The sequence below is a fragment of the Bacillus cereus ATCC 14579 genome (assembly GCF_000007825.1).
Classification (GTDB): domain Bacteria; phylum Bacillota; class Bacilli; order Bacillales; family Bacillaceae_G; genus Bacillus_A; species Bacillus_A cereus.
The window spans coordinates 2707794-2724955 of the sequence record NC_004722.1 but is presented as its reverse complement, the minus strand read 5'-3'; the positions used below and the strand labels follow the sequence as shown (position 1 = coordinate 2724955).

Genomic DNA, 17162 nt, shown 5'->3' with positions numbered 1-17162 from the left:
GTATGCGATCTAGGCGATATAAACGTGGTGATCGAGTAAAAATCAATATTCACAAATCGGTATCACCTGAAATGCTTGCGTGGCTGAATAAACAATCAAATCCAACTAATTTCTTCTTTTTTGCTGCGCAGCAACTATTTAAACAAGTTGGAGATATTGACGTTTCAAAAGCTTTACCAAGCAGCCATGTTTTCTCATTATATGTGGAGCCTTCATCCTTATTAAAAGTCGAAGTAAACCCTTTTAAAAACATGACACTAGACACAAATACATCCACCGAAAATGCAAAAAAAAAATTATGGGAATCTGTTGATCAATTAGATTGTCCATTTTTTTAAACATAGAAAAATATAAAAAGTCCCCATCACTATACATACGAATACAGTGATGGGTTTTTGTTTGTAACTAGAAGGGGACACAATTTGTGCCCCCTTCCATTAGTTATTTATCTAAATTTTAGATGTATGTTTAGAAACAGCGTTAATTATGCTTTCCCAGTCATCTGGATGGTTTTCATGGCCTGCCCCTTTAAGGGTTAATAGTACTGAGTTTGGAATTTCATCAATTAGTGCGAGGCCATGTTCAAATGGTAGTGCTGTATCGTCTGTTCCGTGAATAACTAATGTAGGTGCTTGTATGGATTGAAGTACACCTTCATATGCATCATCACCTTGAAGTAAAGCGTGATTAAACATACTTAATAAATTGTTTGCGCGTTCTATTTCTTGTTTTACTTGTTTATAAACTCTATTTTCATCAAATATTCGTTCTGATCCACATAATAGACGAGATCCTGAAACTAAATACTCTGCCACATCATTTTTATTTGCCCAATCTATACTTGTGCCATTTACATGATGTGTTAAAATCCTTTCATCCATTGGAGGTAAATCGCGAGTATTGTCATCAGATCCTATTACACTAGTCGCTAGTAAAGTCAGCGTCAAAATTCTTTCGGGATGTTTTACAGCAGCAATTTGAGCAATCATACCACCTAATGACATACCAAATAGGTGAGCTTTATCAATATGATAAGCATCTAGTACTCCAATTGCATCTTCAGCCATATCTGTTACTGAATAATTTGAAGTGCCAGGTTCATATGTAACAGAGCGTCCAACATCGCGATTATCAAAGCGAATAACAAATTTTCCTGTGTTCGCCAACTGTTCACAAAATTCTTCATCCCAATATATCATTGAACAAGTAGCTCCCATAATTAATAAAATAGCGGGATCATTAGAGTTACCGAAGCTTTCTGTACATATATCAATACCGTTTATTTTAAATATCTTTTCACTCATAACGTTAGCCCCATTTCTTTTGAATTTAATTAATAATATAGTTTTGAATCATTCTAAGATGTGTGTAAGATTCTTTTTGAAATTCATCCCGCTATTTGCCGGGCAGTAAGAGCCCGATTGGTGAGGAATGATTAAAGTTTCACTTTATAATGCTTTTTGCATAATTACCCCCAAAAATAAGTATATGGTAATTCAAGGCAAAAAATTTTGAGAAATAATTGTATGTTATTAAAATAAACAGCAAGGAGGAGAGGAAATGAAAGCAATCGTTATTGATCGATATGGCAGTGTTGAAGAATTAAAAGAAAGACAAGTTTTAAAATCGGTTGTTAAGAATAACGAAAAAGCTCAACAATAGATAATATCCCATACTATACATTTTCATTTGCGGGCATTATTTATTGTTGGCTAATGTGATATTGCTTCTAACAAATACTTTTTCGTATTGTATCATGTAATTTCTCTAATCCAATTTCCATATCTTTCTCGTTTAACATTGAATAGCTAATTCTTAATTGGTTATCATTTGTTTCGTAGTTTAATAGACAAGCTGTTCCTGGTAAAAAAGAGACATCTACTTCATTTGCTTTTTGTAATAAGGTAAAGGGATCTATCGAATCAGGTAGTGTCACCCATAAATTAAAACCTCCATTTGGTATTTCAAAGTGTAGTTCTTTTAATGGCGATAATATATCAATTGTTAAATCACGTCTCATTTGTAAAGCTGTACGTAATTTTTCTAAATGGTTTTTCATACGTTCTGCACGTAAAAACGGTAGAAGTGCCTTTTGTGTTAATAAAGGACTACCGATATCCATTGAACCTTTTACTGCATATAGCCATTCAAAAATAGGACCATCGGCAATAAGCGCCGCGATACGCAGTCCTGGTGCTAACGTTTTACTAAATCCTTTTATATATATTACGTGGCCATCCTTATCAAAACTTTTGATTGGGGGCGGGATTATAGCATCTTCAAAATATATTTCTCCGAAAGAATCATCTTCAATGATAAAAAATTGATATAGCCCCGCTAGTTCTATAAGTTCCATTCTTCGTTCTTTACTCATTACTGTACCTGTCGGGTTTTGGAAGGTCGGATTCGTATACAATAAAACGGGATTTTTACTTTGACAAATATCATCAATTAAGTCGGAGCGAACTCCATGATTATCAAGAGAAACAGGAATGATTTGAACACCTTTATTGATGAAAACATCAAGCGCGGCACTGTAACACGGACTTTCTACTAATACAGTATCTCCAGGTTTTAATAATGTTTGAGCAATTAAATCAATTCCTTGTTGTGCTCCGCTTGTAATTAATAATTGAGATGGGTCCGTCACTAATTTCTGGTGTTCATTTAAGTAATTTGCTATTTCAACTCGCAATTCATAATCGCCTTGAACTGGCCCATAAGTTGCTAACAACATCGGATTTTTATCCAGCAATTTATGCATTTCGTCTGCCAAAAATGGATTTGGTAACAGACGGGGATACAGAATTGCTTGTGAAAAATCATAATATTTACGGTGTTTATTCATTGCATATTGAGAACGCATAACATTAATAGATCTTGATTGTTGCCATTTATACGGTATCGGTTTGAAATCTTTCTTTACACGTTTATATATGTAAGCACCTTTTCCTTGTTCGATGCGTATATACCCTTTCGTTTCTAACTGTTTATAAGCTTTACGAACAGTTAATACATTGATTTGTAAATCTGTGGCCATACAACGTAAAGAAGGAAGGGATTCACCATGTGAAAGCATACCACTTTGTACTCTTTCAACAATTTGCATATATATTTGCTTGTAATACGGTATGTTTGATTCTTTACGCAATACAATCTTCATAGGTTCACCTATTTTTCTTTTTAATTTAATTAAAGCGAAAAATATATAGGGAATCAACTACAACTTGAAGTAACTGTTATATGTACCGATACACTGTTATACACCATAGCCTCTATACTCATTTTAAGAGTAAAAAGGAGGAAGTAAAATGGTCATTTTTAATTACATTTTAGTATGTATTATTTTCGGGACAACATTTTTAACGATTAAAATTGGAATTGAAGCAGGAGCACCACCGTTGTTTTCAGCAGGAATTCGTTTCTTTTTAGCGGGTATAATCCTTATGATTATTTTTAAATTAAAGCGAAAAGAAATTATGCCACATATATTTTCAAAACGTATTATGTATGCTGGATTTTGTTTAACATTTATGACATTCGCAAGTTTATATTGGTCAGAACAATATATTTCTTCGGGATTAGCTGCTGTTCTTTCTGCTACGGGACCAATGATGATTTTATTAATACAAGCAAAGAGGAATAGGGAGAAATTACAAAAGGAACAACTCGTTGCTTTAGTTATTGCACTAATAGGTGTTATATTTGTTTCTTTACCAGGAATGCATCAACAAGTAAGTTTCATATGGAGTATTGCTTGTATTGTTTTAGTTATAGGGGAGCTATTTTATGGAATAGGCTCTATTCGTTCGAAAGAAATACTGTCAGATTTATCAAATGTATCACCATTTCTTATTAACGGTATTCAAATGTTTTATGGAGGGATTTTACTACTCATCGCATCTATTATTGTAGAACAACCAAATGTAACCGTATTAACTTCATGGAGTGTGCAATGGCCTATTTTATATCTCATATTTATCGGATCGATTGGTGGACACGGATTATATTACTGGCTCTTATCAAAAACAAATCCAGTATTTCCATCGACGTGGTTATATGTATCACCATTAATTGCAATAATTGTGGGATATATCATTTTAGGAGAGCCCTTAAATCCTACAATGGGAATGGGGGCTTGTCTTATATTGATTGGTGTATTTTTGGCCAATCGTTCAACACTACGGACTTATTTCAAAAAAGGGCGGTTATTAGAGAAGGAGATGTAGTTTAATAAAGCAACAGCCCTGTATATTACAGGACTGATAAAATCAAAAACACAGTTGGAAAAATAACCAACTGTGTTTTTGATAGTTAATTCACTTTTTTAATAAAGCCTTTATAATGACGTTTTACAAGCTGGCTTTCTAACGTCTTCATAGTTTCTAGTGCTACACCGACAATGATAAGTAAGCTTGTACCACCAATTTGAGCAGAAGGTGGTAACGTAGCAATTTTCGTGAATACGAGCGGTAATATAGAAATTGCACCTAAGAAAATTGCACCGATAAATGTTAAACGGTATAAAATTTTAGTTACATATTGTTCAGTTGCTTTACCAGGACGAATACCAGGAACATATCCATTTTGCTTTTTCAAATTCTCAGCCATTTGTTCAGGATTTACTTGAATAAATGCGTAGAAGTATGTGAAAGCAACGATAAGACCGACATAAAGTGTCATTCCAATTGGATGTGCGAAATCAAGATTTGCAACTAACCATTTTGATACGCTTGAATCAGGGAAGAGCTGCGCAATTGTACGCGGCGTCATTAAAAATGCAGAAGCAAAGATAACTGGTATAACACCAGCACTATTTACTTTAAGCGGTAAATGAGTGTTTTTTGCTCCTTGATATTGATTGTTTCCTGAAACAGCTTTTGCATATTGGATCGGTATTTTACGTACAGCTTGTTGAATGTAAATAACACCAACAACTATCGCTAAAATTACGAGTCCAATTAAAACAATTTTTATTATGTGCATAAATAGCTGATCGCCAGCATTTTGGAATTGTTGTAAATAAATTTGATTTGCAACATTTGGAATCGCGGCAACGAGACCTGCGAAGATAATCATCGAAATACCATTACCAACTCCGTTAGCGGTAATTTGTTCGCCTAACCAAAGTAAAAATGCAGTACCTGCAGTTAAAACTATCGCAATAAATAAGTATGTAGTCCAGCTTTGATCTGTTATTAATTGTCCACCTGCTATATTATTAAAGCCATAAGACATTCCGATGGCCTGTATGAATGCGAGAATGATTGTAAAGTATCGAGTGAATTGAGCTGATTTCTTACGGCCCATTTCTCCTTGCTTTGCCCATTCCGAAAATTTAGGTATAACATCCATTTGTAGTAACTGTACTATGATGGAAGCTGTAATATATGGTGTAATACCTACAGCAAAGATTGAGAAGTGTTGCAATGCTCCTCCACCAAATACGTTTAACATACCTAGAACGTTAGCTTGATCTTGTACTTTTAATACCTCTGCGTTAGTATGAGGAACTGGAATAAACGTGCCAATTCGAAAAACGATTAACATCGCTAGTGTAAAAAGGATTTTCCTTCTTATCTCAGCTACTCTCATGAAATTTGAAATCGTACGAAACATTATGTCGCCTCCTATATTTTTATCAGTAAAAAACTGATTATTATACCCTATGAAGTAACCACAAACCTCCTTCCGCACTAAATTCATTTGACAAATGGATTTTCATACACTTTGTAGTTTTCACGGATATAAAAATATAAGGTGTTATATAAGCGACCTATACACTTTACGTAATCATTCAATACCCATAATATATCGAATAAATTAACAAATGTACATACATACGCATTAAAAATGAATAAATAGGGTCATTTTTTACATTTATTTAATGATAAATTGATAGGACATTATTATTCAAGATTGTTATACATGTTATAAAAATAAAAGCGAGCCATTATGATTTATAACTAATATTCATTCAAATGTGTCAGCTAATAGCGTCTCCCAATCTTTAAAGGATAATTTATCAGTTATATGTTTTAGTGCGTTAGGTACAACAATATGACAAATAAGTTCTAAGCTATTACCATCTGGATCAATAAAATAAACAGATGCATTACCTTGATGTGGACGGACAAAGGGTTCAATAGATTCATTACTCCCAAACGGAACAGCTTTAATTTGAAGTGAGTGTAACCAATGTAATGATTCTTTTAAATCCTCATAGGAAACTCTAAATGCAATATGACGTAAAGAAGGATGATATTTTGTTTCGTATTCAGAGCCCGCCCATAATCCTAGCCAACTTTTCCCTTCCTCAATCCAAAAGAATGCTGTTGATTCATCGCTCCAGGCTAACTTCAACCCTAGTTTTTCATAAAATTCGATAGATTGTTGTAAATTACTCACTGGTAAATGCGCTTCGTATATTCCTTTAATCAATTAAAATCCTCCACCTTTTTATTTTCTTACAATTAATATATCGATTTAAAAAGAATGTAAAATCAAATAAAAGTATGAAAGTACATACTACTTTAGTAGTAATAGTAATTAATTATATTTCAATTCAAATTCATCTCCCGCTGATTAAAGTTTCACTTTATATGATTAGAGAATTCTTTTTATTTAAGAAGGAATAAATGTTAAAGAAAGCTAATTAAACAGTGTACATATTTATAGGGGAGAAGATATAAATGAAAGTTGTTATAAAAAAATTACCACCATTAGAAGTAGCGTATATAAGACGAACTGGTAGCTACTTTGAACCGCAAGATCACTGGGGAAAGTTACTGAATTGGTCAATTGAAAATAAACTGTATCCACCAGAGCAATCATTTATCGGAATATCATTGGATAATCCTGAACTTGTTGCAAGTCATAAGTGCCGGCATGATGCATGTATTACGATTCCTGAAAACTTCGATAAAGAAAAGTATCATACTGTGCAATTTAAAAGATTAGATGGAGGTACATATGGTCTATTCCAGTTCTATGATGAACCTCATAAATTAAGTGAAGCGTATCAATACATGTATGCAGAGTGGCTACCAAATAGTGAGTATGATGCAGATTATGATAGAGATAATTTAGAGTTTTGCTTAAATAATGTTGCTGAAGATCTAGACGGAAAGTTAAAGGTTGATTTATTTGTGCCAATTAAAAAGATATAAAAAAACAAATAAGTTCATTTGTGGCTTTAAAATAAAATTGGAATAGTAGTGAAAGAAAAACTTTTTTTGAAGATAATATCTCTAGCGTAGAAATTTAAGTATGTAGGTTGCAATGAAAGGAGAATCCACATGGATACATTTGTAAATGACAAGTTTTATGAAACGAGAGATCAATTATTTGAGGAAATTACTTTGTTGAGTGATGCTCAATTTAATAGGAAACCAGATAAGGATAAATGGAGTATTGCACAAGTTTGTCATCATTTAGTTTTATTAGATGAGAGAGTGATAACAGTTATTTCCTCAGGGTTAAAAAAGTTAGATAGTACCCAAAATGAGCGTAAAGAAATTCACACTATTTTATTAGATAGAACGAAAAAGTTTATAGCTCCAGAAATGATTGAACCAAGTATAGAACCATTTGAAGTGGAGCAAATGCTCAATATGCTAAACGAATCAAGAAAAGAATTGATGCGTTTCCTGAGTACAATAGAAGATGAGTCTATATTAGCGAAAAAATCAGTGATGCATCCAGCTCTTGGAGAATTATCCCTTGATCAGTGGATAGAACTGATCTATTTGCATGAACAGCGTCATATTTCACAAATAAAAGAGATAAAATTGCTTTGTGAAATTGAAAAGTAAAAATTATTCCCTATTTATTGATACGTATTATAAACAGGGGAAACGGTTGATTCATATTGATTCAGAAGAAAACAAAAATAGAATGAAATTAGTTGAAAGTGACCAATAAGCTTAAGAAAATATGAAACTATCCGATTTTCTGTATAAGTGTAACCCCGTCTTAAATGAAGAGCGGGGTTATTTTTTTGAAAATGTTTTTATTTAGAAGGAGATAAATCAGCAACGAAACTCAAAAAATTAATCATCATAACATATTGTATATGCCCGTTTTAATAAATTGAAATGATGATTTTTATGATGATAAATGATATGTCCTTATTTTGAAAGTACACTTCACACTCTTAAGGAAGGGGTATTCTGTCAGGAAATGATAAAATACAATTCTGTTAGAGGATGTATGCAATTTATTCTCTTTATTTTTGCAACAGAACCACCTTCAAAATTATCTTTTGTAGTTGAAGTTTCCTGAATAATAAGTTACATTTTTAAAGTTCAAGCAACTTTATGAAAGTACAAAAAGGGGAGAAATATTATTATTATGCAAAAAATGAAATGGAAGAACTATGTATGTTACTTTGTAATTCTATTACTGTTTGGAACGGCAGTAATAGTCAAACCATCTATCTCTAAGGCTGAGGAATCTGAAGTTAATATCACATTGTTAGGTACTGCAGATATTCATGGTAGATTTATGCCTTGGGATTATGCGCTTGATGGAGCAAATATGAGTGGAAGTTTGACGCAGCTTTATACGGTTATAAAGAAGGTCCGTCAAGAAAATCCAAATACCATATTAGTAGATGCCGGGGATACAATTCAAGGAAACTCAGTAGAATTATTCAACGATAAGCCACAATCGCCAATGATGGTAGCGATGAATACAATGGGATATGATGCCTGGGCATTTGGAAATCATGAATTCAACTTTGGATTAGATACATTGGAAAAAAGTTAGTGAGCAATATAAGGGAAAAACGTTAGCAGGAAATATTTATAAGGAAAATGGAGAGCGCTTTCTTCCTGCATATACAATTGTAGAAAAAGGTGGAATTAAAGTTGGGATTATTGGTATGAATACACCAATGATTAGTGATTTTGAAAAAGGGACAGATCACTTAAATGGTTTAGTGGTGAAAAATCCAGTAGAAGAGACGAAAAAGGCAATTAAGGAATTAGAAGGTAAAGTAGATGTAATGGTAGGAGTTATGCATATGGGATTAGAAAATGAGAATGGTATCCCTGGTACTGGTGTTCAAGATATTGCAAATGCTTGTCCGGAACTAAGCGCTATTTTTGCGGCTCATATGCATAAACTTGTAAAAAAAGAAGTTGTAAATGGCGTAATTATTACAGAACCAGATAAATATGGAACACATATTTCACGTATTGACCTTACTTTTACAAAGCAAGATGGGAAGTTGGCTTTAAAAAATAAAACTGCTACCGCTATACCTGTAAAAAATGCTGATGGGACAACGATATTATCCGATCCTACACTTGAAGAAACATTAACACCTTTTCACGAATATGCGAGAGGAGATGCAAATGTTGTAGTCGCTCAATTAAAGGGTAGAAATCTTGTTCCTGAAAATGAAATAAAGGGTATTCCAAGTGTTCAGATTCAAGAAACACCTTTATCAGATTTCTTTCATGAAGTTATGCTCTACTACAGTAAAGCAGATGTAGTAGCCCATCAAATTGATAATGATTATGCCCGTTTAGATACAGGCCCTATTAAGAAAAAAGATATTGCGTACAATTACCAATATGCCTTGGGAGAAATTACAGTATATAAGATTTCTGGAAAAGATTTAAAAGACTATATGGAATGGGCAGCAGGATATTTTAACTCATCTCGTGCCGGAGATGTAACCGTTAGCTTTGATAAAACCCGCCGTGCATCTAAATACAGTACGAACGATTTCTTTGGAGGCGTAAAATACGAAATTGACTTAACAAAACCATATGGAAGCAGAATTACAAATTTACGCTCTATTCGTACAAACAAACCAATCAAAATGAGCGATGTTATGACGTTGGGAATGAATGCATATAGAATGGAGGCTCTTCAGGCAAAAGGTGGAGCTTTAGAGGGGCGTAAGTTTGAACAAATTTGGTCATCTAAACAAGAGAATGCATTTGGAGAAACAGGCGGAACCATTCGTAACCTTGCTATTACATATTTAAAAGAGGTAAAGAACGGTGTATACACACCAAAAGTTATGCATAATTGGAAAATTACTGGTGTAGATTTACATTCTTCAGAGCATAAGGCGGTAGTTGATCTTGTGAATAAAGGGATTTTAGAAATTCCAAAAACAGAAGACGGAAAATACACAAATATAGCATCTATAAATACGAAAGACTCAATTTCAAAAGAAGAGATTATATTACTCTCACAAAAAGCAAATATTAATCCAAATCAGTTTAATCATGTAAAGACAAAAGGTGAATTTTACAAAAAACTTAGTAGGATTACTAAAAAAATATAAATTATAAAATTTCTTATAGTAATTGTTATTTTAATAACATTAAACCCACTCTTACAATAGTAAAGAGTGGGTTTTTATGTTGTTATTTAGAGGTAAGTATACTTTTATTACAATGAATATAGATAATTAATAACTAACCAATTGGGTGAGCACCTATAAGGACTCTCTTTTATTCAAATTAATGTACATATGTGTTCCGTTCATTATTTATAATATTGACCACAATTTATGTAATTTTGCATAATGTTACATAAATTGTGTATTTTCTCTTTTTTTAGACATTAATAGACAGTATACTTTGTACAAGCTTTCTATTTCAAAAATTATACGAGGTGAAATAATGAAAAACAAAAAGACATTAACTAAGGTAGCATTAACAACAGGATTAGCTTTAACAGCTGTGGCACCATATGGGGTAGGTCATGCAGAGGAAACAGATCAACTACAAGTTCAAATTCAGGAGGAATCGTTCCGTTCGGGTGAACTTACACAGCCGTCACAAAAGGCACCAGAAAATGTAGTAAAGGATGCACTTAAGGAGAAAACAGAACAAGCTCTGTCCCAAAAACAAGTCAATGGAGAAGCAGGAGTAGATTATAAAGTCCTTCAAAAACGTGGTTCGTATGATGGAACTACACTTGTGCGTATGCAGCAAACATACGAAGGAAAAGAAGTATATGGACATCAATTAACTGCACACGTAGATAATAAGGGTGTTATTAAAAGTGTTTCAGGTGATAGCGCGCAAAATTTAAAACAAGAAGAATTGAAAAAACCTATTAATCTATCAAAAGATGAAGCAAAACAATATATTTATACGAAATACGGGAACGATATCAAGTTTATTTCTGAGCCAGAAGTTAAAGAGGTTATTTTTGTTGATGAAAATAATGGACAAGCTAAAAATGCATACCAAGTTAAATTTGAAGCTGCAACACCAAACTATGTTTCTGGTACTTATTTAGTAAATGCACAAAATGGTGATATGTTAAAAAATATGGTACAAGAATCTAACTTAAAGGCCAGTGACAAACTAGTTGGAGCTTTAAAGAAAAGTAAACAAAGCAGTCTTACATCATTAACCGGAACAGGAAAAGATGATTTAGGTATTAATCGTTCATTTGGTATCTCTAAACAAAGTAATGGCAAATATGCTCTTGCTGATTATACAAGAGGGCAAGGCATTGAAACATATGATGTGAATTACAGAGATATTACTAAAGAAGAAAGCTATTATCCTGGTACATTAGCGACAAGTACTTCGGCAACATTTAACGATCCAAAAGCAGTAAGTGCTCATTACTTAGCAACAAAAGTATTTGATTTTTATAAAGATAAATACAAGCGTAATAGCTTTGATAATAAGGGACAAAAGGTAGTTTCAGTTGTACACGCTTGGGATTCTGAAGAGACGAATGATCCGAAAAATTGGCAGAATGCATTAAGTGCTAATAATGGAAGTATGCTTGTATATGGCGATCCTATTGTTAAAGCATATGACGTAGCTGGACATGAATTTACACATGCTGTTACTTCTAGCGAATCTAATCTTGAATATTACGGGGAATCCGGTGCGATTAATGAGGCGCTATCTGATATTATGGGAACATCTATTGAGAAATACGTAAATAATGGAAACTTTAACTGGACAATGGGAGAACAAACGGGATCTGTTTTCCGTGATATGGAAAACCCAGCTTCTGTTCCATCTTCACTTGGAGTGCCTTATCCAGATGATTACAGTGAATTTAACGATTTTAATGGATGGGATCAAGGCGGTGTTCATTTTAATTCAAGTATTATTAATAAAGTTGCGTATCTGATTGCAAAAGGCGGAACTCATAACGGAGTAACTGTTAAAGGAATTGGTGAAGATAAAATGTTTGATATTTTCTATTATGCAAATACAGATGAGTTAAACATGACTTCTAATTTCAAAGAATTGAGATCAGCATGTATTCGAGTGGCAACTAATAAATATGGTGCGAATACAGCTGAAGTTCAAGCAGTTCAAAAAGCATTTGATGCAGCAAAAATTAAGTAATTTAGAAATATAGTTATCATTCATATATTAATACATTATGAAAAACAGCTAATGTCATTTTAAGGATATTAGCTGTTTTTTACGTGGCAATGTATCGTTGAAAATAAACTGACTAAGCAATAATGAGGCACTTTATCTGTAAGAAGTTGTGACAAATAAATAAGGTTTAAAATATATAAAAACAGAAAATTAATAATATATTGACCTCTTGATAGAAAGTCTATAAAATGAAAGCGATAACAAACGATTGCTTTAAAATGTTTTCCCTGATCTTTTAGTATTTACAAATATATGAAGGCATAAACAAATCTATTTTTTTAAGTACTAATGCAAACGTTTTCGTATTAAAAGGTCATTGAAATACATACGTGAAAATAGCCGATATGGAGGTGAAGTAAAAGAGATTTCTAGATTAATTTAAGCAGTGTTATTCAGTGTAAGCATAATAAATCGTTAGTAATATTTGAAGAAAGGGTGTATGTGATGCAAATTACAAAAAGATTAATTAACAAAACAGTTTTATTACTTACTTTAATCGTTATGTTATCATCTGTTTTCTCCTTTCAGAGTGTGAAGGCAGTTTCAAATTCGAAAACAACTGAAATTATCATTCATTACAAAGAAAAGCTTGGAAATACAAAAGACTGGAATCTTTGGTTATGGGGAGAAAATGCAAATGGTACATCTTATCAATTTACTGGTGAAGATGAATTTGGAAAATACGCTAAGATAAAAATAGACGGTGACTATAATCGTGTAGGATTTATAGTTCGAACAAATGAATGGGAAAAAGATGGTGGGGATCGTTGGATTGAAAATATAAAGGACGGTCGTGCTGAAGTATGGATCCTTTCGGGTGATGAAAAAGTATATAACTCTAAGCCTTCATCGGATCTCTCAATTCAAAAAGCAACTATTGATAGTTTCCATGAAATTACTGTAACGACTAATGTCCCGTTTCATATTAAGGAAAAGAAAATTGAAATTGAAGGCATTAAAATTAAGAATATTACTCCTTATGATATAAACAGTGGCGATATTACTAATAAGGTCAAAATAATTACGGAACAGAAAATTGATTTAAAACAAACATACAAAGTTAAAATAGAAAACTTAGCTGATACGAATACTGAAATTGGTAAAGTCATTCGTAGCGAAGAATTTGATAATTTATTTTATTATGGTGGTAACGATTTAGGAAATACATATACTCCGCAACATACAAAGTTCCGTTTATGGGCTCCTACTGCAAGCGAAGCGAAGTTAGTTACATATAAAAAATGGAACGATAAAATAGGTACTGAAATAAACATGCAACAAGGTGAAAAGGGAACTTGGACAGCAGAACTAAAAGGGAACCAAAAAGGGCTCTTTTATACGTATAAGGTCAAAATTGGTGATAAGTGGACTGAAGCGGTTGATCCATATGTGCGTGCTGCTTCTGTAAATGGGGATAAAGGTGCAGTCGTTAATTTAGAAGAAACAAATCCGAAAAAATGGAAAGCAAACAAAAAGCCAAAATTTAAAAATCCGGAAGATGCTATTATTTATGAGTTACATGTACGCGATCTTTCCATTCAACCTGAAAGTGGTATTAAACAGAAAGGGAAGTATTTAGGTGTAACAGAAAAAGGAACAAAAGGGCCAGAAGGTGTAAAAACAGGACTTGATCATATAAAGGATCTTGGTGTTACTCACGTTCAGTTTTTACCGATATTTGATTATGCTTCTGTAAATGAAGAGACTTTAAATGAACCACAATATAACTGGGGATATGATCCTAAAAATTTCAATGTTCCAGAAGGCTCCTATTCTACAAATCCTTATGAGCCGACTGTGCGAATAACTGAATTAAAGCAAATGGTTCAAACACTACATGATAATAATCTTCGAGTGGTGATGGATGTAGTATATAACCATATGTATAACGCTGCTGAATCTAATTTCCATAAGTTAGTTCCAGGTTATTATTATCGTTACAATGAAGATGGAACATTTGCAAATGGAACTGGAGTAGGAAATGATACTGCTTCAGAAAGAAAAATGATGAGGAAATTTATGATAGATTCCGTCACATATTGGGCAAAAGAATACAATTTAGATGGATTCCGTTTTGATTTAATGGGTATTCATGATTATGAAACGATGAATGAAATACGTAAAGCTGTTAATCAAATTGACCCTTCTATTATACTACACGGAGAAGGATGGGATTTAAATACACCTCTTGCAGCTGAGCTGAAAGCAAATCAAAAAAATGCAGAGAAAATGAAAGGGATTGCTCATTTTAACGATAATATACGTGATGGGTTAAAAGGTAGTGTATTTGAGGAAAAAGAAAATGGTTTTATAAATGGAAAGGAAAACATGGAAGATCGTATTAAAAAAGGTATTACGGCAGGTATTGACTACGATACAAATTCGTCTACCTATCAAGATCCAGAGCAGGTGCTAACTTATGTGGAAGCACATGACAATCATACATTATGGGATAAACTTGAGTTAACTAATCCAGGTGACAGCGATGAAGTGCGAACACAAATGCACAAATTGTCTTCTTCGATTTTATTAACATCACAAGGAATTCCATTTTTACATGCAGGGCAAGAGTTTATGCGGACGAAATACGGTGATCATAATAGTTACAAATCTCCAGACTCAATTAACCAGATGGATTGGCTGCGCCGTGCAACGTTTAATAATGAAGTAGATTATATGAAGGGTTTAATAGAATTACGCAAAAAGTACTCAGCTTTTCGAATGACATCTGCAGAGCAAATAAAAACACACGTATCATTTATTGATGCTCCAAAAAATACTGTAGCTTATATAATAGAGGGGAATAAACATGAATACTTTACAGTGGCTCACAATGCAAATAGAGAAGCGGTTGAAATAACACTTCCATCGAAAGGGCCTTGGAAAGTACTAGTAGATGGCAAGCAGGCGAGAAGTAAACCACTTTATGTTGTCCATGACAATAAAATTAAAGTTCCTGCATTAAGTTCCATTGTTTTAAAATCAGAAAAAACGATTAAATAAAAGCGAAGAGTGTAGAAATAAATACTGAATTGAGCAAAGTTAATAAGGATTGCAAATGAAAAAGCGAAGTAAAAACAACCTTTACTTCGCTTTTAAAATTAATATAGCATAATTTCACATACTGTAATTAAATTACAATTCAATAAAGAACAAACAAAAAGAGAAGAACTCATTAAGGTTCTTCCCTTTTTAATGTTTCATTAGGGGATCTTTCATTTTTTTATTGTGTATGGATTAGCATGACAATGATTTATATATGTAATTGGTTAAAATGAAACATTACAAGTATAAGATTATGTGCTTAGTAATCTCGCGATTTAAGGCACGACATTAGATAAGTGCGGGGAGTTCAATCGATTTTGAATAAAATTAATAGTATCAGCTGCAATTTTTTTACGTTTAAGAACTATCCCAGCATGCCCACATGTATAAATATATCGTGTAGGTCTTTCCCAAGATTCCCACAAGTAGTCTGTATCCTCAGAATACACATATAAATCACACTTACCTGAAATTAATAAAATATTTTCTTTTTTTACTTTTGGCAATGCTTGACTCGGTTCAGTGATTTTCCAATAATCTATTAAATCATCATACGTAACACCATGATGTTCCAAGTCTTCTCTAATAAATTTACCCGGAATTGTATTCCAAATAGAATAAGAAAGTCGATTTGCATAGAAAATGGATGCTAACACATCAATTTCTTCTTCAACAAGAGAGGTTAAGTTAGTAATAAATCCGCCTAAACTAATTCCTATTAGAATCAGGGGCCCATTTTTATTTGTTTTAATCCATTTAATCAAAGCTCGTAAATCAGCTACCGCTTGTCTAGTTGCTTGTACTGTTCGTTCAATATTTGCACTTACCATATACTCTCCACTGAATAAGGATTGATCGGGTTTTCTTTCAAAATGATAGGGTAGAGTGAAATAATACATATTCCACTTCAGGCTGGTCATATGATCGTGGAATATTTTTTTCACACGTTCGTTAGAATCCATTCTCCAACCGTGAACAAAGATAACATGAGGTGCATTTTCATTTTCATGTAAGAATAATTCCCCAGTTACAGAGTCGTTGCGTGAATCACCGGATTGAATCGAGCTTTTATAGTTGAATTGTCCAAGCATGTATTCATTTTCCTGCTTTGAATGCTTAATGTCAAAATGAATATGTGATGGTTTTACTTTATAAAAAGATTCTATGTCCTTTATATTTAATGAAGTGTTAGAAAGGGAAGTAAACTGAAACGCTACACTTCTTTTTTTGTGTAAATCATATAAGGCGTACCGATCAATGAGTTTTGAAAAAATCAAATTAACCTCCTCCAAAGTACATATTGTTTAAAACATAGACAAAATTTATGTTTTAAATTAATTAGGAAATATTCTCTTTTCCTAATAGTAGGTGCTTGAATTATAAAAACAGGTGATAAATTTGCATATTATATTATAAAGCTTACAATAAATAATTTATACTAAAATTTAAGAAGCAAGTTAATATTTTTATCCATATAAAAGAATGTTAACTTGCTTCTTTTCGTATTAAAAGATGTAATTTCTATGAGGAACAACTTAAATTCCCATATAGATATTCACAAATAGGTTCTCTATATTTATTGTGTGGAAATTATATAATAAATATATTTTTTATGTTACATACATTAAATCAATCTTAACCTCTCTTTTTTCTATAAGTTCCTTAAATTGACTAACTTCTTACCAATATTCAACAACGACTGCATTTTTGAATTTGTTTTCTAGCTTT

The 17162-nt window shown here is 32.7% G+C and carries 11 protein-coding genes and 1 pseudogene; 7 read left to right on the top strand and 5 right to left on the bottom strand.

Going from position 1 to position 17162, the window contains the following annotated elements:
* The first annotated feature begins 2 nt into the window (after positions 1-2).
* Positions 3-338 (top strand): hypothetical protein, encoded by a 336-nt coding sequence (locus tag BC_RS13720; protein ID WP_001257760.1) that lies wholly within the window; start codon positions 3-5, stop codon positions 336-338.
* Between the two features lie 111 nt (positions 339-449).
* On the opposite strand, the gene BC_RS13715 is transcribed toward BC_RS13720, so the two are convergent.
* Both BC_RS13715 and BC_RS13710 read right to left on the bottom strand, forming a co-directional pair.
* On the bottom strand, positions 450-1304 hold the full coding sequence (locus BC_RS13715; RefSeq protein WP_001290782.1) for an alpha/beta fold hydrolase: 855 nt from the start codon (positions 1302-1304) through the stop codon (positions 450-452).
* A gap of 425 nt (positions 1305-1729) precedes the next feature.
* Complete coding sequence (locus BC_RS13710) at positions 1730-3163, bottom strand: PLP-dependent aminotransferase family protein (protein WP_000706780.1); 1434 nt, start codon at positions 3161-3163, stop codon at positions 1730-1732.
* Positions 3164-3311: 148 nt separating this feature from the next.
* On the opposite strand from BC_RS13710, the gene BC_RS13705 reads away from it, so the two are divergent.
* Positions 3312-4229 (top strand): DMT family transporter, encoded by a 918-nt coding sequence (locus tag BC_RS13705; protein WP_000234337.1) that lies wholly within the window; start codon positions 3312-3314, stop codon positions 4227-4229.
* A gap of 85 nt (positions 4230-4314) precedes the next feature.
* Here BC_RS13705 and secY read toward each other — a convergent pair whose 3' ends face one another.
* Both secY and BC_RS13695 read right to left on the bottom strand, forming a co-directional pair.
* Positions 4315-5619, bottom strand: coding sequence for a preprotein translocase subunit SecY (gene secY, locus BC_RS13700; RefSeq protein ID WP_000490130.1), 1305 nt, complete (start codon positions 5617-5619; stop codon positions 4315-4317).
* 354 nt (positions 5620-5973) lie between these two features.
* Positions 5974-6441: a VOC family protein gene (locus tag BC_RS13695; RefSeq protein WP_000589640.1), complete on the bottom strand. Its 468-nt coding sequence runs from the start codon at positions 6439-6441 to the stop codon at positions 5974-5976.
* A 251-nt stretch (positions 6442-6692) separates the two neighbouring features.
* Between BC_RS13695 and BC_RS13690 the strand changes: the two genes are divergently transcribed.
* The 5 genes and pseudogenes from BC_RS13690 to pulA all read left to right on the top strand — a co-directional run bounded on the left by BC_RS13690 (position 6693) and on the right by pulA (position 15392).
* The gene (locus BC_RS13690; RefSeq protein ID WP_000869608.1) at positions 6693-7169 is read left to right on the top strand and encodes an AraC family transcriptional regulator; all 477 of its coding nucleotides are present in this window, start codon (positions 6693-6695) and stop codon (positions 7167-7169) included.
* A 129-nt stretch (positions 7170-7298) separates the two neighbouring features.
* A complete protein-coding gene (locus BC_RS13685; protein ID WP_000379366.1) occupies positions 7299-7814 on the top strand; it encodes a DinB family protein in 516 nt (171 codons plus the stop codon).
* 538 nt (positions 7815-8352) lie between these two features.
* Positions 8353-10306: pseudogene (locus BC_RS13680) on the top strand (bifunctional metallophosphatase/5'-nucleotidase).
* Positions 10307-10646: 340 nt separating this feature from the next.
* On the top strand, positions 10647-12350 hold the full coding sequence (locus tag BC_RS13675; protein ID WP_000791446.1) for a M4 family metallopeptidase: 1704 nt from the start codon (positions 10647-10649) through the stop codon (positions 12348-12350).
* A 483-nt stretch (positions 12351-12833) separates the two neighbouring features.
* Positions 12834-15392, top strand: a complete 2559-nt coding sequence (gene pulA, locus BC_RS13670) for a type I pullulanase (RefSeq protein ID WP_001167516.1) — start codon at positions 12834-12836, stop codon at positions 15390-15392.
* Positions 15393-15709: 317 nt separating this feature from the next.
* Here the strand turns inward: pulA and BC_RS13665 are convergent, their stop codons facing one another.
* The gene (locus tag BC_RS13665) at positions 15710-16711 is read right to left on the bottom strand and encodes an alpha/beta hydrolase (protein WP_000577694.1); all 1002 of its coding nucleotides are present in this window, start codon (positions 16709-16711) and stop codon (positions 15710-15712) included.
* Positions 16712-17162: the final 451 nt, after the last annotated feature.